Source organism: Pseudothauera rhizosphaerae, assembly GCF_004801305.1.
GTDB lineage: Bacteria > Pseudomonadota > Gammaproteobacteria > Burkholderiales > Rhodocyclaceae > Pseudothauera > Pseudothauera rhizosphaerae.
The window spans coordinates 187,979-212,071 of sequence record NZ_SSOD01000002.1 but is presented as its reverse complement, the minus strand read 5'-3'; the positions used below and the strand labels follow the sequence as shown (position 1 = coordinate 212,071).

Sequence of the window (24,093 nt, the reverse complement as noted above, 5' to 3'; positions counted from 1 at the left end):
GAGATTCTCCCGGCCGATCGGGAAAGCGGAGGCGGCGCCGGGGCTTCATTGCCGTGCTGCCCGGCGGCGGTCGTCCTCGTAGGCGAAGACCACCTGCCCGTTGCGGACCTCGCCCATGGAGATGTCCCCGGTATCGGTGATCGTCTCGTGGCTGGTCCTGGAGAAGGGGCGATCATACGTCATGATCACGCCTTCCACCGGGGCGCGCAGGTCTTCCAGTGCCTCACGGATGCGGTCTCCGTCGGTGCTGCCGGCCTGTTCGATGGCGGCGGCGAGGAGCAAGGCCGAATCATACCCTTGTGCGGCCGCCGGTGGCACCGGAATGCGCTCCGTTCCCGTTTTCTCGCGCCAGGCCTTGAGGAAGGCGGCGCGGCGCGTGGTGGTGGGTTCCTGGATGAAGGTCTGCGGCATGCGCGCGCCTTCGGCGTTGGGTCCGGCGTTGTCGATGAAGTTGGACATGGCCAGCGTCCAACTGCCGATCAGCGGCGCGTGCCAGCCCATGCGCGCCATGCCGTTGGCGATCTGCGCCAGTTCCGGACCGATGCCGTAGGTCAGGATGGCCTGCGCGCCGGCGGCCCGCGCCCGGCGCAGCGGCGTCAGCATGTCCGCCTGGCGCAGTTGGAAGCGTTCCACCGCCACCGGCTGGATGCCGTGTTCGGTCAGCGCCCGTTCCAGGTCCTCGCGGCCGAGCTGGCCGTAGTTGGTGGCGTCGTGGAAGATCGCCACCCGGGTCAGGCCGCGCCGCGCCACCGCCTCCTCGACGATCATCGCCGCCTGCAGCGTGTCGCTGGCGGAGATGCGGAAGACGAAGTTCTCCGGATGCTGGGGCGGCAGGAACTGCTTGGTGATCAGCGAGCCGGTGGCCACCGAGGTGATCACCGGGATGCGCGCCTGCTGGTAGAAGCGCTGGCTGGCGAGCGCCACGCCGGTGTTGACGATGCCCAGCCCGGCGACCACGCCTTCCTTGATCAGCTCCTGCACTACCTGGGCGCCGCGCTCGTTGCGGGCCTCGTCGTCCCGTTCGAGCAGCACCAGCGGGCGGCCGAGCACGCCGCCGCCGGCGTTGATCTCGTCCACGGCGATGCGGATGCCTTCGCGCATCGATACGCCCATGGGGTTGGAGCCGCCGGTGAAGGGGCCCGAGACGCCGATGCGGATCGGCTCCCCGCCGGGGGCTGCGGGGGCCGCCGGGGTCAGGGCGATCAGGAGCGCTCCCAGGGCGAGGCGCAGGAGCCGGAGCGGGACGGGGCTGGACATCCCCGGACTCTATGCCGCGGGGCAGGGGGGCTGAATTGGCGAAAACCCCAAGCGCTGCGCGCACGGTAAGGGAAAGACCGGATGCCGGCCGGACGGCGGTCCGGGAAGAATGCATACTGCTGCCGCCGGCACCGCTCGCCCCGTGCTGCAACCCGCGACCCGACTCCATCCGAATCCCGCCCCGATGCCCGACTCCGCCGACCACGGCCGTCTTGCGACCCCGCGCTGGTACTGGACGGCCCCCTACGTGGCCGTGGTGCTGTTCGCCGTCGCCATGCTGGCGCTGGTGTGGCTGCTGCAGGAACGCGAGGTGGCCAGCCAGCGCAGCGCGGTGGTGCGGGACGTGCAGTGGGCGGAGCAGACCATCCGCCTGCACATGCAGGGCACCGAGGAATTCCTCGGCGAACTGGCGCGGGATCTCGCCGTCGGCGCCCTGGATCCGGACGCCTTCCAGTTGCGCGCCAACCAGCACATCGCCAACAACAGCGAACTGGTCAACGTGGTGTGGGTGGGCACGGACGAACTGGTGCGCTGGTCGGCGCCCTTCGATACCACCGAGTGGCTGGCGGGGGACGCGCTGAGCGGGCGGCAGATGGAAGCCTTCACCCGCGCCCGCGACCTGGGCGGGCCGAGCTACGGCCTGCCCTACGTGAATCCGCGCGGCCAGACGGTGGTGGAGGTCTACCTGCCGGTGCGGCGCGGGCGCGAGTTCCTGGGGGCGATCGCCGCGGTGTATTCGGTGGAGCGCATGGCGCGCCACATGTTCCCCGCCTGGTTCGTGGAGAAGTACCGCCTGGCGCTGATGAGTACGCAGGGGGAAACGCTGGCCGCGAGTTCCGGCGTCAGCGAACCGGACGAGAGCGTGTCCTTCCAGATTCCCCTCGATCCGCCCGGCAGCGGCCTGCTGCTGCGCGCCACCGCCCTGCGCAGCACCGGCGCGCTGCCCACTGCGCTGCCCACCATCGTCATCATCGGCCTGTCGGTGCTCGTGCTGTGGAGCCTGTGGCTGCTGCGCACCCACGTGCTGCGCCGCGTGCAGGTGGAGCGGGAGCGGGACCGGCTGTTCAACCTGTCCCTGGACATGCTGTGCGTGGTCGGCCTGGACGGGCGCTTCCGGCGCTGCAACCCGGCCTTCGAGCGCATCCTGGGCTACGAGCCGGAGGAGCTGTCGGGGCGCGCGCTGCTGGACCTGGTACATGCCGAGGACGTGGCCATCACGGTGGACCACCTGCGCCTGCTGGAAGGCGGTCAGGCGGTGAGCTTCGAGAACCGCTGCCGCTGCCGCGACGGCAGCTACAAGTGGTTGGTGTGGAGCATCAACCCGGTGCGCGAGGAAAAGCTGGTGTATGCCGTGGCCCACGACATCACCGGGCGCAAGGCGGCCGAGGACGCGCTGCGGGCCGAATCCGCCTTCCGCAAGGCGATGGAGGAATCGGTGCTCACCGGCCTGCGCGCCATCGACCTCAGCGGGCGCATCATCTATGTGAACTCCGCCTTCTGCCGCATGGTGGGCTTCTCCCAGGACGAACTGGTGGGCGCGGAGGCGCCTTTCCCGTACTGGCCGACCGAAGACACTGCCACCTGCCAGCGCAACCTGGACCTGACCCTGGCCGGCCAGGCGCCGTCCACCGGCTTCGAGATGCGCATCCGGCGCAAGAACGGCGAGCGCCTGGACGCGCGCTTCTACCTCTCGCCGCTGATCGACCTCACCGGCAAGCAGACCGGCTGGATGGCCTCGGTGACCGACATCACCGAGCCCAAGCGCGTGCGTGCCGCGCTGGAGGCGGCCCACGAGCGCTTCGAGGCCGTGCTGGACGGCCTGGACGCGGCGGTGTTCGTGGCCGATGCGCGCACCGACGAGATCCTCTTCGCCAACCGTGCCTTCAAGACCATCCACGGCTTCGACGCAGTGGGCCGCACCGTGCGCGGCGTGGCCGTGCCCCAGCCCGAGCGCGGCGACTACCGCGTGGACCCGCGCGGCCTGGCGCCGGCCGACGTGCCGCGGGAACTCTTCGACGGCGAACTGCAGCATCCCCTCTCCGGGCGCTGGTACCACGTGCGCGAGCAGGCCACGCGCTGGGTGGACGGCCGCGTGGTGCGCATGGGCATCGCCACCGACATCACCGACCGCAAGCAGACCGCCGAAGTCGCGCGCCAGCAGGAAGAACGCCTGCAGCGCACCGCGCGCCTGATCACCATGGGCGAGATGGCCTCCACGCTGGCCCACGAGCTGAACCAGCCCCTGTCGGCCATCGCCAACTACTGCATGGGCTGCGTGACCCGCCTGCAGTCGGGCAACTGGAAGCAGGAGGACGTGCTGGCGGCCATGCAGAAGGCCAGCTTCCAGGCTGAGCGCGCCGGCAAGATCATCCGCCGCGTGCGCGAGTTCGTGAAGAAGAGCGAGCCGCGGCGCAGCGCCGTGCAACTGGCCGACGTGCTCGACGACGCCATCGGCTTCGCCGAGATCGACGCCCGCCGCATGGGCATCCGCGTGGAGGAGGAGGTGCCGGCCGACCTGCCCGCCGTGTACGCCGACCGCATCATGATCGAGCAGGTGGTGCTCAACCTGGTCAAGAACGGCCTCGACGCCATGCACGACAACCCGCCGGAGGACAGGCTGCTGCGCGTGCGCGCCCGGGCGCTCAACCCCCTGAGCGTGGAAGTGGCGGTCATCGACCGCGGCCACGGCATCGGCGAGGAGGAGCGCAAGCGCCTGTTCACCCCCTTCTACACCACCAAGGCGGAAGGCATGGGCATGGGGCTCAACATCTGCCGCTCCATCATCGAATTCCACGATGGCCGGCTCACGGTGGACTCCAACCCGGAAGGCGGTACCATCTTCTCCTTCACACTGCCCACGGAGGCCGCGAGTGAACGCCTTGCCCGCCGAGCCTGACCAGATCATCTACATCATCGACGACGACGAGGCCCTGCGGGACTCCCTCGTCTGGCTGCTCGAATCCAACGGCTACAAGGTGCTGGCCCACGAATCGGCCGAGGCCTTCCTCGACGTCTACAACGAAGACCTCACCGGCTGCCTGGTGCTGGACGTGCGCATGCCCGGCATGAGCGGGCTGGAGCTGTTCGAGGAACTCGGCCGCCGGCGCTGCACGCTGCCGGTGATCTTCATCACCGGCCACGGCGACGTGCCCATGGCCGTGTCCGCGCTCAAGAAGGGCGCGGTGGATTTCATCGAGAAGCCCTTCTCCGACCGGGACATGCTGGGCCTCATCGAGCAGTGCCTGGCCACCGAGCGCGAACACCGCGGCAAGCGCCGCCAGGAGGCGGACACCGCGCGCCGCCTGGCGCAGCTCACCCAGCGCGAGCGCGAGGTGCTGGATCTCATCATCCTGGGCAAGCTCAACAAGCAGATCGCCGACGTGCTGGGCATCAGCATCAAGACCGTGGAAGTGCACCGGGCGCGGGTCATGGAAAAAATGGGCGCCCATTCCCTGGCCGAACTGGTTCAGCACGTGGTGAGCGCGGAGCCGGCCGCCCAACGCTGACCCCGCCGCCTGTAGGAGCGGGCTTGCCCGCGATGCGGCCTCATTGGCACGGAGAACCGCCCCATCGCGGGCAAGCCCGCTCCTACACGCAGGCTCCATGGCCTGCGGTTGACTTCGATCAATAGCCAATAATTGACCGACCGGTAGGTTAACGCCCTTTGTCCGCAGCGATCGGAGAGTCAGTCCATGGGAGCACCCCTGCCCGCGCCGGCCGCCAGCCGGCTCTTCCTCTCGGGTAACGAAGCGGTGGCGCGCGCGGTCTGGGAGGCCGGCTGCAAGGTGGCCGCCGCCTATCCGGGCACGCCGTCCACGGAAATCCTGGAGGAGCTGGCCCGCTACCCGGATCTCTACGCCGAGTGGTCGGTGAACGAGAAGGTCGCGCTGGAAGTGGCGCTGGGCGCCTCCATGGTGGGCGCGCGGGCCTTCTGCGCCATGAAGCACGTGGGCCTCAACGTGGCCGCCGACGCGCTGATGACGCTCACCGTGACCGGCACCGAGGGCGGACTGGTGATCGCCGTGGCCGACGACGTGGGCATGTCCTCGTCCCAGAACGAGCAGGATTCCCGCTTCTGGGGCCGCTTCGCCCACCTGCCGGTGCTGGAGCCGGCCGACGCGCAGGAAGCCTACGGCATGACGAAGGCGGCCTTCGAACTCTCCGAACGCCACCACTGTGCTGTGATTCTGCGCCTGACCACCCGCATCTGCCACGTCAAGGGCCGGGTCGAGGTGGGCGAGCGGGTTGCCGCGGAACCCGCCGGCTTCGTCAAGGACGCGCGCCGCTGGGTCATGGTGCCGGGCAATGCCAAACCGCGCCTGCCGCTGATGTTCGAGCGGGAGGCGGCGCTGGCGGCCGAGGCGGAAACGAGTCCGCTGAACGTCCTCAGCGACGGTCCCGACACGGCGCTGGGCTTCATCGCCTCCGGCCCTGCCTTCATGCACGTGCGGGAGGCCTTCCCCGACGCGCCGGTGCTGAAGCTGGGCCTGTCCTGTCCGCTGCCGCTGCAGCAGATCCGCGCGCTGGCCGATCGCGTGCGCCATCTCGTGGTCGTCGAGGAAACCGAGCCGCTGCTGGAAACCGAACTGAAGGCCGCCGGCATCGCCTGCCACGGCAAGGACATCCTGCCGCGCATCGGCGAACTGGCCCCGGACGTGCTGCGCCCGGCCGTCGCCCGCTTGCTCGGCAACGCGCCGCCCGTGCCCGCCCATGCGCCGGAGCAACCCGTCTTCCCGCGCCCGCCCACCATGTGCGTGGCCTGTCCGCACCTGGGCGTCTATTACACGCTTTCGCAGATGCGCAACGTCATCATCTCCGGCGACATCGGCTGCTACACGCTGGGCGCGGGGCATCCGTGGAACGCGCTGGATACCTGCATCTCCATGGGCGCTTCCATGGGCATGGCGCTGGGCATGGACAAGGGCAGGGGAGAAGCGGACGCCGGCAAGAAGGTGGTGGCCGTGATCGGCGACTCCACCTTCCTGCACATGGGCATGCAGGGCCTGCTGGACATCGCCTGGAACCGGGGCAACGTCACCGTACTGCTGCTGGACAACCGCGCCGTGGGCATGACCGGCGGCCAGGACAACCCCGGCAGCGGGCGTGACATCCACGGGGAGGAGGCGCCGCGCGTCGATTTCGCCAGGCTGTGCGAGGCGCTGGGGGTGAAGAAGGAACGCATCCGCGTCGTCGATCCCTACCAACTGCCGGTGCTGTTCAAGGCCCTGCGGGAGGAAACCAAGATCGAGGAACCGTCGGTCATCATCACCGACCGCCCCTGCGTGCTGATCGACCACTACCAGCCGGCCCCGTCCTACCGGGTGGAGGAAGAGCGTTGCACCGGCTGCGGCAACTGCGTGGAGGTGGGCTGCCCGGCCATCCATGTGACCCGGCGCGAAACCGCCGTGAAGCCCTCGGGCAAGGAAGTGGAGCTCGCCTTCGTGCGCATCGAGACCACCGCCTGTACCGGCTGCGGCCTGTGCCTGCAGCCGTGCGCGCCGGAGGCCATCGTCCATGCGGCACCGGAGGCTCCGCTGCAGTTCCAGCGCAAGCAATGAGAGATGGGGCAAGCATGACCGCAAGCAGCAAGACGACCAACATCCTGGTGTGCGGCACCGGCGGCCAGGGCGTGATGACCGCCACCGAGATCCTCGCCGAAGCGGCGCTGTCCCTCGGCTTCGACGCCAAGAAGACCGAGGTGGCCGGCATGAGCCAGCGCGGCGGCGTGGTGACTTCCCACCTTCGCTTCGGCGAACGCGTGCTGTCGCCCCAGATCGTGCCGGGCGAGGCCGACCTGCTGGTGGGCTTCGAGGCCGCCGAGGCGCTGCGCTGGGCGCACATGCTGCGCCCCGGCGCGGCGGCGCTGATGAACGTCGGCCGCATCGTGCCGCCGGTGGTGAACCTGGGCCTGTTCGACTACCCGGACGATCCCGTCGCGCAAATGCGTGCCCTGGGCCTGGAAGTGCACGCCTTCGACGCCAGCGCGCTGGCAGCGGAACTGGGCAACATCCGCCTGGGCAACACCGTGATGCTCGGCGCCATGGCCGACCGCCTGCCTTTCCCGGCCGAGGTGCTGCGCGACGCGGTGCTGGCCCGCTTCGCCAGCCGCAAGCCGGAACTGGTGGAGATGAACCGCCAGGCCTTCGAACTGGGCCGCCGCGCGGTGGCTGCGGAGGCGCTGGCGGCGTAGGCCGCCGACACCGCGCGCGATCTGTTCCTCCCCCTTCAAGGGGGAGGTTAGGAGGGGGATGGGTTTCGGTTCCGTGCGCCGACAAACCCATCCCCACCCCAGCCCTCCCCTTGAAGGGGAGGGGGCATCCATGTCCCGGGTCGCCGCCCTTCGCACAAGCCCCTGATGCTGCGATAAAATCACCCGTTTTTCCGAAGGCCATTCCCATGACGGCACGCATCATCGACGGCAAGGCCCTGGCGGAGCGGGTGCGCGGCGAGATCGCCGCCCGCGCGGCCGGACTCGCCGCCCGCGGCGAGCAGCCCTGTCTCGCGGTCCTGCTGATCGGCTCCGATCCCGCGTCCGCGGTTTACGTGCGCAACAAGGTGGCCGGCTGCGAGAAGGCCGGCATCCGTTCGCTCCGCTTCGACTATCCGGCCGACGCGGCGCCGGAGGTGGTCATGGCCAAGCTCGCCGAGCTGAACGCCGACCCGGCGGTGCACGGCATCCTGGTGCAACTGCCGCTGCCGCTCCAGTTCGACGAGGCCGCCGTGCTGGAGGCCATCAGCGTGGAGAAGGACGTGGATGGCTTCCACGCCGAGAACGTCGGGCGGCTCTCCCAGAACCAGGAAGCCTTCATCCCCTGCACGCCCCACGGCGTCATGAAGATGCTGGAATCCGAGCACGTGCCGCTCTCCGGCGCCGAAGCCGTGGTGATCGGCCGTTCCAACATCGTCGGCAAGCCCATGGCCATGCTGCTGACCAACGCGGGCGCCACGGTCACCGTGTGCCATTCGAAGACGCGTGATCTGGCCTTCCACACGCGCCGCGCCGATGTGCTGGTGGCTGCCGTGGGCAAGCCGCGTTTCGTCACCGGCGACCTCATCAAGCCGGGCGCTACCGTCATCGACGTAGGCATCAACCGTCTGCCGGATGGAAAACTCTGCGGCGACGTGGATTTCGATTCCGCCGCGGCAGTCGCCGGCGCCATCACCCCGGTGCCGGGTGGCGTGGGGCCCATGACCATCACCATGCTGCTGGAAAACACCGTCATCTCCGCCGAGCGCGCCGCGCGCCGCAAGGGTCTCTGACATGAGCGCGAATCCCGTAGTCGGCATCATCATGGGGTCGAATTCCGACTGGCCCACGATGAAGGCCGCCGCCCAGGTGCTGGAAGAGTTCGGCGTGCCCTTCGAGGCCCGTGTGGTCTCCGCCCACCGCACCCCGGACCTGATGTTCGAATACGCCGAAACCGCACGCAGCCGCGGGCTCCAGGCCATCATCGCCGGCGCCGGCGGCGCGGCCCACCTGCCGGGCATGGTCGCCGCCAAGACCACCGTGCCGGTGCTGGGCGTGCCGGTGCAGAGCAAGGCCCTGTCCGGCAAGGATTCGCTGCTCTCCATCGTGCAGATGCCCAAGGGCGTGCCGGTGGCCACCTTCGCCATCGGCGAGGCCGGCGCTGCCAATGCGGGGCTGTTTGCCGTGGCCCTGCTCGCCAATACGGACGCCGCGCTGGCTTCGAGGCTGGACGCCTTCCGCGCCCGCCAGACCCAGGCTGTGCTGGACATGAAACTGGATTGATCCGTCCGATGATCCTGCCCCCCGCCACCCTCGGCATGCTCGGCGGCGGCCAGCTCGGCCGCTTTTTCGTCTCCGCCGCCCACGAGATGGGCTACAAGGTGTGGGTGCTGGACCCGGACCCGGCGAGCCCCGCCGGCCAGCTCGCCGACCGCCACCTGGTGGCCGGCTACGAGGACTACGCCGCCCTCGACCAGCTCGCCGCCGAATGCGCCGCGGTGAGCACGGAATTCGAGAACGTGCCGGCCGGCACGCTGGATTACCTCGCCAAGTTCATCCCCGTGCACCCGTCGGCCGCCGCGGTCGCCGTGTGCCAGAACCGCATCGCGGAAAAGACCTTCCTGGCCGACAACGGCCTGCCCCACGGCCCCTTCGCCGCCATCCACAGCGACGAGGACGTCGCCGCGGCCAACGCGGGGCTCTTCCCCGGCGTGCTCAAGGTGGCGCGCTTCGGCTACGACGGCAAGGGCCAGGCCCGCGTGGCGAGCCGGGAGGAAGCGCTCGCCGCCTTCCACAAGTTCAACCGGGAAGCCTGCGTGCTGGAGAAGCTGCTGCCCCTGGACTACGAGGTTTCGGTGGTGCTCGCCCGCAGCGAGTCCGGCGCCGTGCGCGCCTTCCCGACCGCGGAGAACCGCCATCGCCACGGCATCCTGGACGTGACCATCGCCCCGGCGCACGCCTCCGCCTGTCTCGCGGACAATGCCCAGCACGTGGCCGAGCAGATCGCCGAAAAGCTCGGCTACATCGGCACGCTGGGGGTGGAGTTCTTCGTCACCCGCGGTGAACTGGTCGTAAACGAAATGGCCCCGCGCCCCCACAACAGCGGCCACCACACCCTCGACGCCTGCGTCATCAGCCAGTACGAGCAGCAGGTGAGGGCGCTCGCCGGCCTGCCCCTGGGCGAGGCGCGCCAGCATTCGGCGGCGGTCATGGTGAACCTGCTCGGCGAACTGTGGTACGAGGGCGGCACCCACGAGGGCAAGTACCGGGAGCCGGACTGGTCCGTGCTGCACGCCGTGCCCGGCCTGCGCCTGCACCTCTACGGCAAGCACCACGCCCGCCCGGGCCGCAAGATGGGCCACTTCACCGTGATCGGCGACGATCCCGCCGCCGTGCTGGAGCGGGCCCTCGCCGCCCGCGCGGCCATCGGCATCCACGACGAATGAGTACCCGCCTGCCTCCGCGCGGCACCATCGCGCCCGCCACGCTGACCGCCATCCGGCAGGCGGCCCAACTGCTGCGCGCCGGCGACATCGTCGGCATGCCGACCGAGACGGTCTACGGCCTCGCGGCCGATGCCCGCAACCCGGAGGCCGTGCGCAAGATATTCGCCGCCAAGGAACGCCCCGCCGATCATCCGCTGATCGTGCATCTGTCCTCCGCCGACCAGTTGCCGCGCTGGGCGGCCGACATTTCGAAGGACGCCGCCGAACTGGCCCGCGCCTTCTGGCCCGGCCCGCTGACGCTGATCCTCCCCCGCGCGGCGGGCGTGCCGGATGAAGTCACCGGCGGGCAGGACACGGTGGGGGTGCGCGTGCCGTCCCACTCCATCGCGCTCGCCCTGCTGCAGGAATTCGGCGGCGGGCTGGCCGCCCCCAGCGCCAACCGCTTCGGCCGCATCAGCCCCACCACCGCCGCCCACGTGCAGCAGGAACTGGGCGACAAGGTGGCCCTGGTGCTGGACGGCGGCCCCTGCGCCGTCGGCATCGAATCCAGCATCGTGGACTGCTCCCGCGGCGAGCCGGAAATCCTGCGCCCCGGCGCCATCACCGCGGACGCCATCACCCGCGTCCTCGGCCGCCCACCGAAGGTGCGCGCCGAGCCGGCCGCGGCCGAATGGACAGAAGAGCCCGCCGCCCCCCGCGTCTCCGGCTCACTGGCCGCCCACTACGCCCCCGCCACCCCGCTGCGTCTGCTGCCCGCCGCCCTGCTGGTGGAGGAGGCGGCCGAACTCGCCGCCGAAGGCAGCCGCGTCGCCGTGCTCGCCCACGCCTGTCCGGACCCCGGCGACAGCCGCCTCACCTGGATCGCCGTCGGCGCCGATCCGGCCGCCTACGCCCACGCCCTCTACGCCCGGCTGCGGGCGCTGGACGCCCTGGGGGCCGACTTCATCCTCGTGGAAACCCCGCCCGCCGACCCCGCCTGGGCCGCCGTCACCGACCGCCTCGGCCGCGCTGCGGCCGGCTCCGGCGAGGCGGACGAGACCTGAAGCAGGGAAGAAAAGGGGCTTCCCAAGCACCGGGGGCGTGGCTATAATTCGCCCCCTCTAAGGGCCGATAGCTCAGCTGGGAGAGCGCTGCGTTCGCAATGCAGAGGTCGGGAGTTCGATCCTCCTTCGGTCCACCAGACACTAAAGCCCGGACGCGTTCCGGGCTTTTTCACGTCTGCAGGGAGCACAACCCATGGATGATGCTCTACGCTCCGCAGCCCAGCGCGCCGCCGACCTGATCGCCGGCGCCGACGCCCTCATCGTCACTGCCGGCGCGGGCATGGGTGTCGATTCCGGCCTGCCGGACTTCCGCGGGCCGGAGGGGTTCTGGAACGCCTATCCGGCCCTGGGGCGGGCGCGGCTGTGCTTCGAGGAGATCGCCAACCCGCAGGCCTTCGAGGACGATCCCCGTCTCGCCTGGGGCTTCTACGGCCATCGGCTGAATCTCTACCGGCAGACGGTGCCCCACGAGGGCTTCCGCGTCCTGCTCGACCTCGCCGCCCGGCTTCCCCACGGGGCCTTCGTGTTCACCAGCAACGTGGACGGCCAGTTCCAGCAGGCCGGCTTCGACGAGGCGCGCATCGTGGAGTGCCACGGCTCCATCCATCACCTGCAGTGCCTGCATACCTGCGGCGGGTACATCTGGTCCGCGGACGATCTGCGGCCGGTGATCGGCGAAGAGGATTGCCGCCTCGTCTCGCCCCTGCCGGAGTGCCCGCTGTGCGGCACGCTCGCGCGGCCCAACATCCTCATGTTCGGCGACTGGGGCTGGGTGGACACGCGCTCCTACGCGCAGCAGCAGCGCTTCCGGCGCTGGCGGCAGGAGGCCGGGCGGCCGGTGGTGATCGAGATCGGGGCCGGCCTCACCGCCCCGTCGGTGCGCCATTTCGGCGAAAGCCAGCGCTGCCCGCTGATCCGCATCAACCCGCGGGACTGGCCGGTGCAGGGTCGCGATCAGGTGGCCTTGCCCATGGACGGGCTTGCCGGCCTGCAGGCCATCGCCGGTCTGCTTTGATCCCGGCTTGTGGTGAGACCGTAAAAGGACTAGATTCAGTCCGGTCTGCATATCGAGAGCACGGCCATGCGCTACTCAACCCAGGTCAAACCGATCAGCTATCTCAAGGCCAATGCGGCCGAGGTGCTGGCGCAGCTCGCGGAGCAGCGCGAGCCGCTGGTGATCACGCAGAACGGCGAAGCGAAGGCCGTCCTGCAGGACGTGGCTTCGTTCGAGGAAACCCAGGAAACATTGGCGTTGCTGAAGATTCTGGCGCTTGGCAATGAGGATGTCGCGGCGGGCAAGGTCAAACCGGTGGCCGACGTCGTGGCCCGTCTGCGTGCCAAGCGTGTAAAGGCTTGATGGCCGGCAAGCCTTCCAGGTTTGAAGTTCTCCTCACCGAGGGGGCGGAACAGGACCTGGAGTCCATCCACGACCACATCGCCGAGTTCGACTGCGTGGCCAACGCCAATCACGTGTTGGACCAGTTGATGGAAGTCGTGGAGAGCCTGTCGCGTTTCCCGGAACGCGGGAGCTATCCTCGGGAACTGGTTGCGCTGGGCATCAAGGAGTACAGGCAGACCGCGTTCAAGCCCTATCGCGTGATCTACCGGGTCGCAGGCAGCCAGGTCGTCATCTACCTGATTGCCGACGGACGCAGGGACATGCAGTCCCTGCTGGCGCGCAGACTCCTGGGCGCCTAGCCTCCTGCCCGGCAGTGCCCGCGACCGCGATGGAAAAGCCCAAGCGCTGGTCGCAGCAGGTCACCGCCACCAGCCACGCCCTCGATCTCGAACCCGGCGTGTTCACGCTGGCCGATCCGCGGGAGATCGCCCTTTCGCTGCAGCGCTCCGCCGAGGCCAGCCGCACCCGCAAGGCCGATCCCTTCCGCTCGGCCATGTCTATGCTGTGCTTTTACATCAACCGCGCCGGCCGCATGCTGCCGGATGAACGGCGGCGCTGCCTGGAGGCCGCCAAGGCGGAACTGCGGGCGCTCTACGGCCGGACCCCTCAGTGATCCTCGGTGCGCGGCACGCCGCCTTCGGCGGGCAGGCCGGTGTCCGGGTCGATCCAGTCGGCGATGCCCACTTCGTCCTCGGCTTCCTCCAGGCTTTCGCCCACCTCGACGCCGTTGCCCACGGCTTCCATGTCGGCGACCGCTTCGAGCAGGGTGGCGAAGGGGCCGAATTCCTCGCCGCTGTCCCTGTCCTGCCAGTAGAAGCCGTCGGGCCGCTCGATGACGCGGGTGCTGTCGTAGTTGGCCGGGGTTTGCGGAATCACGGATGACATGGTCCTCTCCTCTCGTGGCGCAGCGTCTACATTAAGGATAGACGGGGCCGCGGCCGCCGCCCCGGCAGTATTCGACGCGGCAGGGAGGATGGATGGCGTGGCAGACCTTCGCGCACGAGGCCGACGTGGGCGTGCGCGGCATCGGGGCGACCCCGGCTGAGGCCTTCGCCGGCGCGGCGCAGGCGTTGACCGCGGTGATCTGCGATCCGGCCACGGTGGCGGCGCGGGAGTCGGTGGCGATCGCCTGCGCGGCGCCCGATCCGGAGCTGCTGCTGGTGGATTGGCTCAACGCGCTGGTGTTCGAGATGGCCACGCGGCGCATGCTGTTCTCCCGCTTCGAGGTGGAGATGGCCGGCAACCGCCTGCGCGCGACGGCCTGGGGCGAAGCGGTGGAGGTGGTCCGCCACCGGCCCGCGGCCGAGGTCAAGGGGGCGTCCTTCTGCGAACTGAAGGTCGGGCAACGGCCCGACGGGCAGTGGCTCGCCCAGTGCGTCGTGGATGTGTGAGGAACGATGATGGAACCCGGCAGATTCCGCCAGCGCGGACCCTTCGAATGGGAGCTGCCCGCGAGCGGGCGGATGCGCGTGCCCGGCGTGGTGTTCGGCTCCCGCGCGTTGATCGAGGCGATGGACGACAAGGTCGGCGAACAGCTCGCCAACGTCGCCAGCCTGCCGGGCATCGTGGATGCCGCCTACGCGATGCCCGACGCCCACTGGGGCTACGGCTTTCCCATCGGCGGCGTGGCGGCCTTCGACGCGGACGAGGGCGGCGTGGTGTCGGCCGGTGGCGTGGGCTTCGATATCTCCTGCGGCGTGCGCCTGCTGCACACCGGCCTCACGGCCGCCGAACTGGAAGCGGACAAGCAGCGCCTGGCCGATCTGCTCTACGCGCGCATCCCGGCCGGTGTCGGCAGCACCGGCGCGCTGCGCCTGTCGGCGGCGGGCATGGACGCCATGCTGCGGGGCGGCGCGCGCTGGGCGGTGGCGGAAGGCTACGGCAGCGTGGCGGACCTGGCACACATCGAGGAGGGCGGCTGCATGGCCGGCGCGGACCCGGCGGCCGTGTCCGACATGGCCAAGCGCCGCCAGCGCGACGAGATGGGCACCCTGGGTTCCGGCAACCACTACCTGGAGGTGCAGGTGGTGGACGAGGTGTTCGACGCGGCGCTCGCCGAGACCTATGGCCTGGCCGCGGGCGAGGTGGTGGTCAGCATCCACTGCGGTTCGCGCGGTCTGGGCCACCAGATCGGCACCGACTACCTGCGGGAGATGGTCATCGCCGCCCAGGAGGCCGGCATCGATCTGCCGGACCGGGAACTGGCCTGCGCACCGCTGAAGTCCGCCCTCGGCCAGCGCTATCTCGGCGCCATGCGGGCCGGCATCAACTGCGCGCTGGCCAACCGGCAGATCCTCACCCATCTGGCGCGGGAGGCCTTCGCCGAGCTCTTCCCCCAGGCCCGCCTGCCGCTGCTCTACGACGTGTCCCACAACACCTGCAAGGAAGAGACCCATCGCGTCGGCGACGGGCGCCGCCGCCTGTTCGTGCACCGCAAGGGCGCCACCCGCGCCTTCGGCCCGGGCCACGCCGAGCTGCCGCCGGAATACCGCCAGGCCGGCCAGCCGGTGCTGATCGGCGGCAGCATGGGCACGTCCTCCTGGGTGCTCGCCGGCGCCGCCGGCACCGGGGAGCGCGCCTTCGGCTCCGCCTGCCACGGGGCGGGGCGCGCCATGAGCCGCCACGAGGCGCTGCGCCGCTGGCACGGGCGCAACGTGGTGGACGAGCTGGCCGCCCGCGGCATCCTGATCCGCAGCCCGAGCTTCCGCGGTGTGGCCGAGGAGGCGCCGCTCGCCTACAAGGACGTGGGCGCGGTGGTGGATGCGGCCGCCCACGCCGGGCTGGCGGAAAAGGTGGCGCGGCTGGTGCCGCGGGTGTGCATCAAGGGGTGAAGCGCGGCCATGTCCGGCCGCCTATCCGCCCGCCATCGCCTCGCCGCAATGCTCGGCGATGGCGGCGCGGGCCGCGTCGCGCAGGGCGAGCAGATCATGCCAACTGCTGCCCTGGGGCGTGAGCGGCGGGCAGACGGTGACCGCCAGCCGCGCCGCATGGGGGCGCCAGTCGCCATCGGGCATCAGCGCGCGGGTGCCGGCCAGCGCCACCGGCACCACCGGCACGCCTGCCAGCGCGGCGGACTGGAAGGCGCCCAGGCGGAAGAGGCGCAGGCCCGGCGCGCGCTCGAAAGTGCCTTCGGCGAAGAACATCAGCGGCGGCGCCTCGCGGGCGCTGTCGGCCAGCGCCTGGGCATCGGCCACGCTGCGGCGCGCGTCCAGGCGTTCGACGAAGCGCGCTCCCAGCCGGGTGAGGAAGGCGGTGAGCAGGCGGTGTCCGGTCAGTTCGCCTTTGGCGACGAAGCGCACCGGCCGGGGCAGGGCGGCCGCCAGGATCATGCCGTCCAGGTAGCTGGCGTGGTTGGCGAGCAGCACGCAGGGGCCGGGGGGCAGGTGCTGCAGGCCGGCGACGCGCAGGTGGTAGCCGGACAGGCGCAGGCAGGAGCGCGCCAACAGCCGGCACACCGCCCAGCGCTGCCCCAGCCGTGGCAGCAGCGCCAGGGCGGCCAGGGCCGGTGGCAGGTGCAGGCCCAGCATGGCCCAGCCCCACCAGCCGCGCAGGCGGTCGGCCACCGCGGCACCCGCCGCCCGCAGCCGGCCGGGCAGGGCGGCCGCGGCCAGGCGCAGGACCTGCAGCCAGGGCGCGCGCTGCGCCTGGGCCAGCGTACCGGCGAGATAGCGCGTGCGCAGTTCGGCGCGCCGCACCTTGCCGCTGGAAGTCTTGGGGATGGTGTGGGGCGGTGCCAGCACCACCTCGTCGGGCGGCAGCTCCATGAGTTCGCTCGCCAGTTCGGCGATGTGCAGCGTCAGCGCGGCCCGCGCCGTGGGGTCGGTCTCGCGGGTCTCGGCCACAACGATCAGGCGCTCGCCGTCGGATGCGCCGGGGTCGCCGATGCCGAAGGCCGCCACGCAGCCCTTGCGTACGCCGGGCAGTTCGCCCGCGGCCTGTTCCAGCTCGTAGGGGTAGAGGTTGCGCCCGCCGCGGATGATCAGTTCCTTGGCGCGCCCGCAGATGAAGATCTCCCCGTCGGCGAGGTAGGCATAGTCGCCGGAATCGAGCCAGCCGTCGTGGAACAGGGCGGCGCTGGCGGCCGGGTTGCGGTAGTAGCCGTCCGTGGCGGAGGGGCCGCGGAAGTGCAGCAGGCCGACGCGGCGTTCCTCCAGGGGGCGCTCCCGGGCGTCCACCACGCGTACCTCGTGGCCGGACAGGGGTGGGCCGCAGGCCACGAAGCGCAGGGTGTCGGCGTCCTGGGGGCCGGCCGGTTCGGCCCGCCCGGCCTCTGCGAAGGGCGTGCGGCGGATGCGGTCGATGCGCGGACCACGGCCGGGCGGCGGCACGCCGAGGCCCACGGTGCACTCGGCCAGCCCGTACACCGGCGTCAGGGCTTCGCGGCGGAAGCCGTAGGGGGCGAAGGCGGCGGCGAAGCGCTCCAGGGTGTCGGGGTTGACCGGCTCGGCGCCGTTGGCGGCTAAGCGCCAGCAGGACAGGTCCAGCCCGGCCAGCTCCTGGCCGGCCAGGCGGCGCACGCACAGGTCGAAGGCGAAGTTGGGCGCGGCGGTCACCGTGCCCCGGTGGCGGTGGAGGGTCCACAGCCAGCGTTCCGGGCGGGCGAGGAAATCCAGCGGCGACATCATCACCAGCGGCAGGCCGTGGTAGAGCGCGCCCAGCCAGGCGCCGATCAGCCCCATGTCGTGGTAGAGGGGCAGCCAGCTCACGCACACGTCGTCGGCCTTCAGTTGGACGGCCTCGCCCCAGGCGCGGATGTTGGCGAGCAGGTTGGCATGGGTGAGGGCCACGCCCTTGGGCTCGCCGGTGGAGCCGGAGGTGTACTGGATCAGCGCCAGGTCGCCGGGCGCCGGCGGGGCCGGCACCATGCCGGCGGGGGCGGGCGCCTGTTGCAGCTCTTCCGGCGTGAGCACGTCGCGCAGCGTGGGCGTGAGGCCCCGCAGCAGGCGTGCCAGCGGCCGCACCGCGTCGAAGGCGATCAGCAGCGCGGCTTCGCAGTTGCGCAGGATGCCGGCCTGGCGGCGCAGGTGGTCTTCCAGCAGCGCCGGGCGTGACGGCGGGTAGAGCGGCACCGGCACCGCGCCCGCCTCCAGGATGCCGAGGAAGCAGCGGAAGAAATCCAGCCCCGAGGGCAGCATCAGCGCGACGCATTCGCCGGGCCGCACGCCGCGGGCGCGCAGGACGGTGCCGATGTGAGCGGCGGTTTGCGCCAGGGTGCGGTAGCTCAGCGGCTCCTCGTGCTCGTCGTCATGCTGGAACAGGACGTGGATGCGGTCGGGCTGGCGTTGTGTGTGCCACTGCAGCACCTCGTTCAGCGTGCGCGCGGCGGCGGGCGGCTGGACGTCGGTGGGGGTGGAGACGGCCACGGGCGGCGGGGCCGGGGGAGCGGCAGGCGATGCGGCGCCACAGCGCTGCAGCGCTTCGAACAACTGGCGCGGGGTTTCGGCGATGTTCAGCGTGTCGTCGGGCAGGCGCACGCCGAAGCGCTGCTCCACGCGGGCCAGCAGCTCCACGCGGGTGAGGCTGTCGAAGCCGAGATCCCGGTCGAAGCGGCTGTCCAGACCGGCGGCCGCCCGTCCGCCCGCGTGCAGTTCGGCGGCCAGGGCGTCTATGCTGGCGAGCAGGGCTTCGGCGGAGACCGGGACGGGCGGCGTGTCCATGGGGGCAATCTGGCCGTCAGCGCCCGCTTTGGCAAGGGCGCTCAGCCGCCCAACTGGGCGAGCTGAAAGCGGTTGCGCAGGAAGGTCTGGAAGGTCTGCACCTCTTCCAGGGCGAGCCGCAGGCGGCCTTTCTCGATGCGGTTGAGGTGGTCCAGGGGCAGGTGGTTGCTGGGTTCGCGCCCTTCCTCCAGGGCGAGCAGTTGCGCGCGCAGGCGCAGGCCGACGAGGAAGTCGAAGGCGGCGACGATGTTCTCGGCTTGCTGGCTATCCAGCACGCCGGCTTCGCACAGGCCCAGGATGCGGTCGCGGGTGCCGCCGTCCACGATGCCGGCGCGCAGCGCCATGGCCTTGACGCCTTCGGTGATGGCGAAGATGCCGGCCTTCTTCACGTCCATGGTGCCCCGGTGGGGGCCCTGCTTCTCCGCCACGATGCGGCCGAACCAGCCCAGGGGCGGGCGGAACTTGACCACGTTGGCCGCGCTGCGGGCGAGGAAGAGGTCGTTGGCGCGCAACTGGGCGGTGATGTAGCGCTTGAGTTCGCGCTCGTAGTCCGCGTGGCCGTGCAGCGTGCGCAGGTCGAAGAACATGCTGCCGGACATGATGTTGTCCGGTGTGGGCGTGCGCAGCCAGCGGTCCAGCACTTCCTTCCATTCGCCCAGGCTGCGGCGCCAGATGTCGTTCTTCGCCATGATGCCGCCGGGGCAGGGCGGCACGCCGATGCCGATCAGGGTGTCGATCAGGTCCACGCTGAATTCCCGCAGGCGGTCGAGTTCGGCGGGCGTGAGGTCGTCGGCGTGGATGATGGCGTTGTCCTGGTCCGTGACCAGGGTCTGTTCGCCGCGCCCTTCGCTGCCCAGCACGACGAAGGCGAAGCGGCGGGTGAGGTCGGGATAGCGTTCGGCGCGCACCAGCTCGATCAGGCGGGCGAGGATGCGGTCGTTGAGGTGGGCCACGGTCTGCACCAGGTCGCGTGTTTCGATGCCGGTGCCGACCAGATGCACGACCAGTTCCTCCACCTTGCGGTGCAGGGTCTTCAGGGTTTCGGCGCTGGCGGCTTCCTCGATTTCCAGCATCAGTTGCTGGGGCGAGCGGCTCTGCAGGCGCAGCACGTCGGAATCGGTGAGGATGCCGCTGAGTTTGCCGTCGGCATCGACCACGCACAGGCGGTGGATGCGGTGCCGGCTCATCAGGAACAGGGCCTCGAACAGGTATTCGTCCTCGCCTATGGTCACCAGCGGGCTGTTCATGACGTCGGCCACGCGCAGGCCGTGCGGGTCCAGCCCCTGGGCGACCACCTTGTTGCGCAGGTCGCGGTCGGTGACGATGCCCACCGGCCCGTCGGCATCGCAGGCAATGACGCTGGAAATGCCCCGTTCGCGCATGGTCGCGGCGGCTTCGACGAGGGCCTGGTCCGCCGCGCAGGTGGCGACTTCGCGCCGGCACAGGGCGCCGACCGGGATGAAGAAGACGTTCTCGGCAGCCATGGCGGGCGACTCCCCCTGCGTTCGTATCGTTATCCTGGCGGACTATATACGCTCGGCCTGTCGTCGTGGGTGCGCCGGGCGCCGATCCGGGGGAAACTTGCGCACTGGCGCACACGAGCGCGGGAGAGGGGAGATGAACGACACCACACGGCCGGCGCGGCTGGCCTTCGACACGCCGCTGGGTCGCCTGGTGGCCCTGGCCGTGCCGCAGGGTTTGCTGGGCCTGTACTTCGACGACCAGCGCGATCTGCCGGACGCGGCCGGCTCGGACGAGGCGCCGGAGCATCCGCTGCTGCAGCAGGTGCGGCGCGAGATCGGCGAGTATTGCGCCGGCGTGCGCGGCGTGTTCACGCTGCCCCTCGCTCCTGCGCCCACGCCCTTCCAGCAGCGCGTGCGCGAGGGTCTGCTGGCCGTCGGCGCGGGGCGGACCACCACCTACGGCGACCTGGCCCGCGCCATCGGCAGCCCGCGGGGTTTCCGCGCCGTGGCGCAGGCGCTGGGACGCAACCCGCTGATCATCGTCGTGCCCTGCCATCGGGTGCTGGCCCACGGCGGCGCACTGGGCGGCTTCTCGTCCGGCGGCCCGGCGCGCAAGCGCGTGCTGCTGGGGCACGAGATGCGTTACTGGCCGCCGGAACTGCTGCGGTAGCGCGCAGTGGGTGGACGGGGTTCGGGTCAGAGAAGAAGCTGCCGCGTGCCGCGCAACTGCACGTCGTCCAACTGCACCGTGGCCGATCCGATGTTGAGGCCCAGCAACTTGAGCAGGGGGTCGAGCAGGAGGTCGCCGACCGCGCCCAGTATCTGGCCCAGTAAATAGAGGACCGGTTCCAGTATTCCAGCGAGGATGTTCCCGAGGAGGTCCGATCCGAGAACCTTGATCCGCAGGTCGGCACCCGTCAGCGCATTGCGGAGGCTGTCGCCCAGGCTGCTCGTGACCCCCTCGGACTGGGGCAAATGCTCGGCCACGGGATGGGCGACGGAGAAGTCCAGTTGTTGCCCGTCCGATTCGATCTTCAGGGTCAGGCCCAGTCCGAGCACCTCGCCGAGAATCTTGGCCATGGCCTCCGGGTCGTCGGAAGAGCCCAGAGAAATGCGGGCGATGCCGGGCGTGGTGAGGATGTCGACCCCCGTCGCCCCGTCCTCACGCCGGATGTCTTCCAGGCTGGCCTCGGACTGTGCGACTTCGACGTGCAGCCCCAGGTCCGCGATGCCCAGGTCGAGCTTGAGGCTGAGCTGAACCTGCGCCGTCCTGGCAACCGTGCACCCTGGTGGCCCTACCGCGAGTTGGGGCGGCTCGACGATGCCGAGATAAATCTCCGCCACGCCGGGTATCCCAAGATCGAGTCTGACCGCCTCATCCCCGCTTGCGACCATCACCGCGGCGGTGACGAGCTCCAGTACGTTGAGCCCGACGTTTGCGGCAGCTTCCTGGGCGGGGGCGGCTACGTTGACGATATCGCCCAGATGCAAGCCCAGGTTGCTGACCGCCAGACCGGCCAGGGTGTGGCCGGCGACCTTCGCTTCCACCGATGCCACCGCGGAGTTGTCGAGGGCGTCGGCGACGAGTTGCAGGACTTCGGCCAGGGAAACGTCGGCGGACAGCAGTTCGTCCACCGTGCCCACGTCCGCGCTGACCTTGAGCAGGTCGTAGAGACTCAATTGCGCACTGGCCAGCCCCTGATAGGACAGGACATCGAGTGCCACCGGCCTTCCCAGGATGGCCGTGAGGAGCCCGTTGAGAAGCCCCTGTTCGGCCACTCCCACGGTGGTGCTGCCCAGCCGGAACGCCGCGACCGGCGGATCGGCCGCCGCCACCGCCTCAGCGCGCAGCGTGGTCTGGCGCCCCAGCCAGCCGCCCGCGACGATGCTGGCGTTCACCGTGTGGGTTACGGCCACGCGCACCGCCGTGGGATTTCCCCCGGGGACGAAGCTGCGCACCCCGCCGGCGCCCGTCGTGGTGGTGCCGAGTTCCACCGCGTTGGGGGCGGCGCCGAGGTTGCCGGTGTAGCCGTTGCGCAGCGCCGTGGCCTGGGCGGCGGCCCTCACCGTGGCGACGTCCACGGTGCAGGCGATGTGCTGGCCCGCCTCGATGGCGGCCAGGTCGGCCACGGTCTGCAACTGGCGGTTCAGGAACCACAGGCGCCCGGCATCCACCACCAGCGCGGTGAACAGCACCGCCAGGCCGAGCGTGAGCGCGCCGAACAGGCCGATGGCGCCGCGCTGGCGCCGCCGGTCAGCGAGACTCGCTGCGCGGATCGAGTTCATCCGGGACCGGGTGGGCAAAGCTCTCGAGGTAACGTTCATAGACCTTCTCCATGACCTCGCCGGACAGGGGCTGCGGTTGCGCGGAAGCGGCCGCGCCGCTGCGCTGCAGCGCGAGCCAGGCGCGGGTGGGTTCGGTGGCGGCAGCCGCCGGGGCGGCTTCGTTCGCCGGAGCGGATTGGGGGTGGGGCGCGACCGGATGGGCGGTGGCGACGGCCGTGGTGTCGGCCGCAGCGGCGGCGAGGGGTAGGGCGAGGGCGAGGAGGGCGCCGGGCAGGGAAAGTCGGCAGCGTTTCATGGTGTGACTCCAGACGAAGGCAGGGGCGGCGCGGCCGTCTCGCGCGGGGCAGCCGGGGCGGGTCCGAGGACGGGGCGGGCGTCGTCCGGCCAGGCGGGGCCGGCCTGGGCCGCGCGGCGGCGTACCGCCGCCACGTCCGCGGGGGACAGGCCGGCCTGGTGGGCGAAGGCGGCAACCTTGTCCTCGTCGCCGGCGCGCACCAGCACGAACAACAGGTTCAAGGCCGCGCGGCGGTCGTCCGCGCCCAGTTCCATGGCGGTGAGGAATTCGTGCACCGCCTCGTCCCGTTCGCCCCGCGCGAGCAGGGCTTCTCCGTAGTCGTTGCGGATGGCCGCGTCGGTGGGGAGGGCGAGGCGGGCACGGTGCAGGTGCTCGGCGCTCTCGTCGAGGCGGCCGGCGCGGCGCGCGATCAGGCCCAGCCCCTGGTGGGCGAAGCCCGCCAGGCAGGAGCCGCGCAGCGCCTCGTAGAGCTTCGCGGCGGCATCGGCGCGGCCGGTCTGGCGCAGGGCGTCGGCGCGCAGCAACTCGGCCTCGGGCGCGTCGAATGCGGCCTCGTCGAGATAGGCGAGGGCGGCATGGGGGCGCCCGGCGGTGAGCGTCTGCCGGATCATGGTGAGCCGGGTGCCGTCGGCGGCGGGCAGTTCGCGGCAGGCGGCAGCCGCTTCGGTTCCCGTGCGTGGCGTGCCCCCGGCCGCGCAGCCGGCGAGGGCGAGCGCCGCGAGTGACCCGGCGACCAGATATGCGACACCGTTCGCCCTGAGCCTGTCGAAGGGCGGTTGCGCGCACCGGGCTTCGACAGGCTCAGCCCGAACGGTTCCGAGTCTCCCCATCAGCCAGAATGGTTTCATGGTCGATTCAGCCACCGATGCCTCCCCGCAAGGCCTTGGCAAGCCCCACGAAACCGGGGCCGGCGACGAAGATCAGCAGCGCCGGGAAGAGGCAGGTCACCATCACCACCGTCATCTTGGCGGAGAGCTTGCTGACGTATTCCCGCAGGCGGTCGATGTGGCGCTCTTCCACCGCCTGGGCGTAGTTGGCCAGGGAATCGCGGATGTTGCCGCCGTAGCGGCTCACCTGCCGCAGCATGGCGACGGTGTCGCTCAGTTCGGGCACTTCCAGCGGGGCGGCCATCATGCCGAGGGCATCGGCCCGGTCGTCGCCGGCCTGGATGCGGCGCACGGCGAATTCGATCTCGGGCGCGAGGGTGGGGATCTGGGCACGGCCCTGCTCGACGATGACGTTGAGCGCGTGTTCGAGGGAGAGCCCGGCGTCGAGGAGCATGCGCAGCATGTAGATGAAGGGCACGACCTCCTGCCGCATCGCCTGCCGGCGGCGTGAGGCGAGCCGGGCCAGGATGCGGCGCGGGGCGACGAAGCACAGCGCGAAGGCGAACAGCGCTGCGGCCAACACGGTGGCCGGGGGTTCGCCTTCCGCGAGCGCCAGCACCGCCGTGACGACCGCCGCCGCCACCGGCAGCGCCGCCATCAGCGTCCAGGCGATGAGCCGCGCCCGCGGTCCGCGCCAGCCGCACCGGGTGAGCAGGCGGTCGAAATGCTCGCGGTCCTCGCCGAAGGGCGTGAGGCCGCGCCGGGCGAGCCGTTCGAACAGGCCGGCTTCATGCCCGCCGAAAAGCTGCAGGACCTCTTCGCCGCCGCCCAGCGCGGCGGCGAAGCGGCGTTCCATCCTCCGGTCGTAGCGCGGCAGGCTGGCCACGACCAGCGCCCCCGCCCCGAGCAGCGCCAGCAGGCCGGCGCCCAGCCACCACCAGTTCATGATCCGT

At 70.8% G+C, this 24,093-nt stretch carries 23 protein-coding genes and 1 tRNA gene; 16 read left to right on the top strand and 8 right to left on the bottom strand.

Annotated features, from left to right (window positions below; all coding sequences use genetic code 11):
* Nucleotides 1–45 precede the first annotated feature (45 nt).
* Nucleotides 46–1,257 (bottom strand): ABC transporter substrate-binding protein, encoded by a 1,212-nt coding sequence (locus tag E6O51_RS02975; protein ID WP_136383483.1) that lies wholly within the window; start codon nucleotides 1,255–1,257, stop codon nucleotides 46–48.
* Between the two features lie 184 nt (nucleotides 1,258–1,441).
* Here E6O51_RS02975 and E6O51_RS02970 point away from each other — a divergent pair, with 184 nt between their 5' ends.
* The 13 genes from E6O51_RS02970 (at nucleotide 1,442) to E6O51_RS02910 (ending at nucleotide 13,225) form a co-directional block, all read left to right on the top strand.
* On the top strand, nucleotides 1,442–4,153 hold the full coding sequence (locus E6O51_RS02970; protein ID WP_136383482.1) for a PAS domain S-box protein: 2,712 nt from the start codon (nucleotides 1,442–1,444) through the stop codon (nucleotides 4,151–4,153).
* On the top strand, nucleotides 4,128–4,763 hold the full coding sequence (locus E6O51_RS02965; protein ID WP_136383481.1) for a response regulator transcription factor: 636 nt from the start codon (nucleotides 4,128–4,130) through the stop codon (nucleotides 4,761–4,763). Before E6O51_RS02970 ends, E6O51_RS02965 begins: the two co-directional genes overlap by 26 nt.
* A gap of 186 nt (nucleotides 4,764–4,949) precedes the next feature.
* Nucleotides 4,950–6,815 carry a thiamine pyrophosphate-dependent enzyme gene (locus E6O51_RS02960; protein ID WP_136383480.1) on the top strand — a complete coding sequence of 622 codons (1,866 nt, stop codon included), beginning with the start codon at nucleotides 4,950–4,952 and terminating at the stop codon, nucleotides 6,813–6,815.
* Nucleotides 6,816–6,829: 14 nt separating this feature from the next.
* Nucleotides 6,830–7,447, top strand: coding sequence for an indolepyruvate oxidoreductase subunit beta (locus tag E6O51_RS02955; RefSeq protein ID WP_136383479.1), 618 nt, complete (start codon nucleotides 6,830–6,832; stop codon nucleotides 7,445–7,447).
* A gap of 206 nt (nucleotides 7,448–7,653) precedes the next feature.
* On the top strand, nucleotides 7,654–8,517 hold the full coding sequence (gene folD / locus E6O51_RS02950) for a bifunctional methylenetetrahydrofolate dehydrogenase/methenyltetrahydrofolate cyclohydrolase FolD (protein WP_136383478.1): 864 nt from the start codon (nucleotides 7,654–7,656) through the stop codon (nucleotides 8,515–8,517).
* 1 nt (nucleotide 8,518) lies between these two features.
* Complete coding sequence (gene purE, locus E6O51_RS02945) at nucleotides 8,519–9,007, top strand: 5-(carboxyamino)imidazole ribonucleotide mutase (RefSeq protein ID WP_136383477.1); 489 nt, start codon at nucleotides 8,519–8,521, stop codon at nucleotides 9,005–9,007.
* 8 nt (nucleotides 9,008–9,015) lie between these two features.
* Nucleotides 9,016–10,170, top strand: a complete 1,155-nt coding sequence (locus E6O51_RS02940) for a 5-(carboxyamino)imidazole ribonucleotide synthase (RefSeq protein ID WP_136383476.1) — start codon at nucleotides 9,016–9,018, stop codon at nucleotides 10,168–10,170.
* Nucleotides 10,167–11,213, top strand: coding sequence for an L-threonylcarbamoyladenylate synthase (locus E6O51_RS02935; RefSeq protein WP_136383475.1), 1,047 nt, complete (start codon nucleotides 10,167–10,169; stop codon nucleotides 11,211–11,213). Before E6O51_RS02940 ends, E6O51_RS02935 begins: the two co-directional genes overlap by 4 nt.
* Before the next feature lie 61 nt (nucleotides 11,214–11,274).
* Nucleotides 11,275–11,350: transfer RNA gene (locus tag E6O51_RS02930), tRNA-Ala, on the top strand.
* 56 nt (nucleotides 11,351–11,406) lie between these two features.
* Entirely contained in the window at nucleotides 11,407–12,228 is an 822-nt protein-coding gene (locus E6O51_RS02925; RefSeq protein WP_136383474.1) for an SIR2 family NAD-dependent protein deacylase, read from the top strand.
* Nucleotides 12,229–12,294: 66 nt separating this feature from the next.
* A complete protein-coding gene (locus E6O51_RS02920; RefSeq protein WP_136383473.1) occupies nucleotides 12,295–12,570 on the top strand; it encodes a type II toxin-antitoxin system Phd/YefM family antitoxin in 276 nt (91 codons plus the stop codon).
* Nucleotides 12,570–12,911 (top strand): type II toxin-antitoxin system RelE/ParE family toxin, encoded by a 342-nt coding sequence (locus E6O51_RS02915; RefSeq protein ID WP_136383472.1) that lies wholly within the window; start codon nucleotides 12,570–12,572, stop codon nucleotides 12,909–12,911. Before E6O51_RS02920 ends, E6O51_RS02915 begins: the two co-directional genes overlap by 1 nt.
* Before the next feature lie 29 nt (nucleotides 12,912–12,940).
* On the top strand, nucleotides 12,941–13,225 hold the full coding sequence (locus E6O51_RS02910) for a DUF3175 domain-containing protein (protein ID WP_136383471.1): 285 nt from the start codon (nucleotides 12,941–12,943) through the stop codon (nucleotides 13,223–13,225).
* On the opposite strand, the gene E6O51_RS02905 is transcribed toward E6O51_RS02910, so the two are convergent.
* A complete protein-coding gene (locus E6O51_RS02905) occupies nucleotides 13,219–13,497 on the bottom strand; it encodes a hypothetical protein (protein WP_136383470.1) in 279 nt (92 codons plus the stop codon). The genes E6O51_RS02910 and E6O51_RS02905 overlap by 7 nt on opposite strands.
* Before the next feature lie 92 nt (nucleotides 13,498–13,589).
* Between E6O51_RS02905 and E6O51_RS02900 the strand changes: the two genes are divergently transcribed.
* A complete protein-coding gene (locus E6O51_RS02900; RefSeq protein WP_136383469.1) occupies nucleotides 13,590–14,003 on the top strand; it encodes an archease in 414 nt (137 codons plus the stop codon).
* Nucleotides 14,004–14,012: 9 nt separating this feature from the next.
* The gene (locus E6O51_RS02895; RefSeq protein ID WP_136383468.1) at nucleotides 14,013–15,443 is read left to right on the top strand and encodes an RtcB family protein; all 1,431 of its coding nucleotides are present in this window, start codon (nucleotides 14,013–14,015) and stop codon (nucleotides 15,441–15,443) included.
* A 21-nt stretch (nucleotides 15,444–15,464) separates the two neighbouring features.
* Here the strand turns inward: E6O51_RS02895 and E6O51_RS02890 are convergent, their stop codons facing one another.
* Nucleotides 15,465–18,269, bottom strand: a complete 2,805-nt coding sequence (locus E6O51_RS02890; protein ID WP_136383467.1) for an AMP-binding protein — start codon at nucleotides 18,267–18,269, stop codon at nucleotides 15,465–15,467.
* Between the two features lie 41 nt (nucleotides 18,270–18,310).
* Complete coding sequence (locus E6O51_RS02885) at nucleotides 18,311–19,753, bottom strand: putative nucleotidyltransferase substrate binding domain-containing protein (protein WP_136383466.1); 1,443 nt, start codon at nucleotides 19,751–19,753, stop codon at nucleotides 18,311–18,313.
* A 133-nt stretch (nucleotides 19,754–19,886) separates the two neighbouring features.
* Between E6O51_RS02885 and E6O51_RS02880 the strand changes: the two genes are divergently transcribed.
* A complete protein-coding gene (locus E6O51_RS02880) occupies nucleotides 19,887–20,402 on the top strand; it encodes a methylated-DNA--[protein]-cysteine S-methyltransferase (protein WP_136383465.1) in 516 nt (171 codons plus the stop codon).
* Between the two features lie 26 nt (nucleotides 20,403–20,428).
* Here the strand turns inward: E6O51_RS02880 and E6O51_RS02875 are convergent, their stop codons facing one another.
* Genes E6O51_RS02875 through E6O51_RS02860 form a run of 4 tightly spaced genes read right to left on the bottom strand, consistent with a single transcriptional unit; the run spans nucleotide 20,429 to nucleotide 24,086 of the window.
* Nucleotides 20,429–22,018, bottom strand: coding sequence for a TadG family pilus assembly protein (locus E6O51_RS02875; protein WP_168735168.1), 1,590 nt, complete (start codon nucleotides 22,016–22,018; stop codon nucleotides 20,429–20,431).
* Nucleotides 21,987–22,313, bottom strand: a complete 327-nt coding sequence (locus E6O51_RS02870; RefSeq protein WP_136383647.1) for a DUF3613 domain-containing protein — start codon at nucleotides 22,311–22,313, stop codon at nucleotides 21,987–21,989. Before E6O51_RS02870 ends, E6O51_RS02875 begins: the two co-directional genes overlap by 32 nt.
* The gene (locus E6O51_RS02865) at nucleotides 22,310–23,161 is read right to left on the bottom strand and encodes a tetratricopeptide repeat protein (protein WP_136383463.1); all 852 of its coding nucleotides are present in this window, start codon (nucleotides 23,159–23,161) and stop codon (nucleotides 22,310–22,312) included. Before E6O51_RS02865 ends, E6O51_RS02870 begins: the two co-directional genes overlap by 4 nt.
* A gap of 7 nt (nucleotides 23,162–23,168) precedes the next feature.
* Nucleotides 23,169–24,086 (bottom strand): type II secretion system F family protein, encoded by a 918-nt coding sequence (locus tag E6O51_RS02860; RefSeq protein ID WP_136383462.1) that lies wholly within the window; start codon nucleotides 24,084–24,086, stop codon nucleotides 23,169–23,171.
* Nucleotides 24,087–24,093 lie beyond the last annotated feature (7 nt).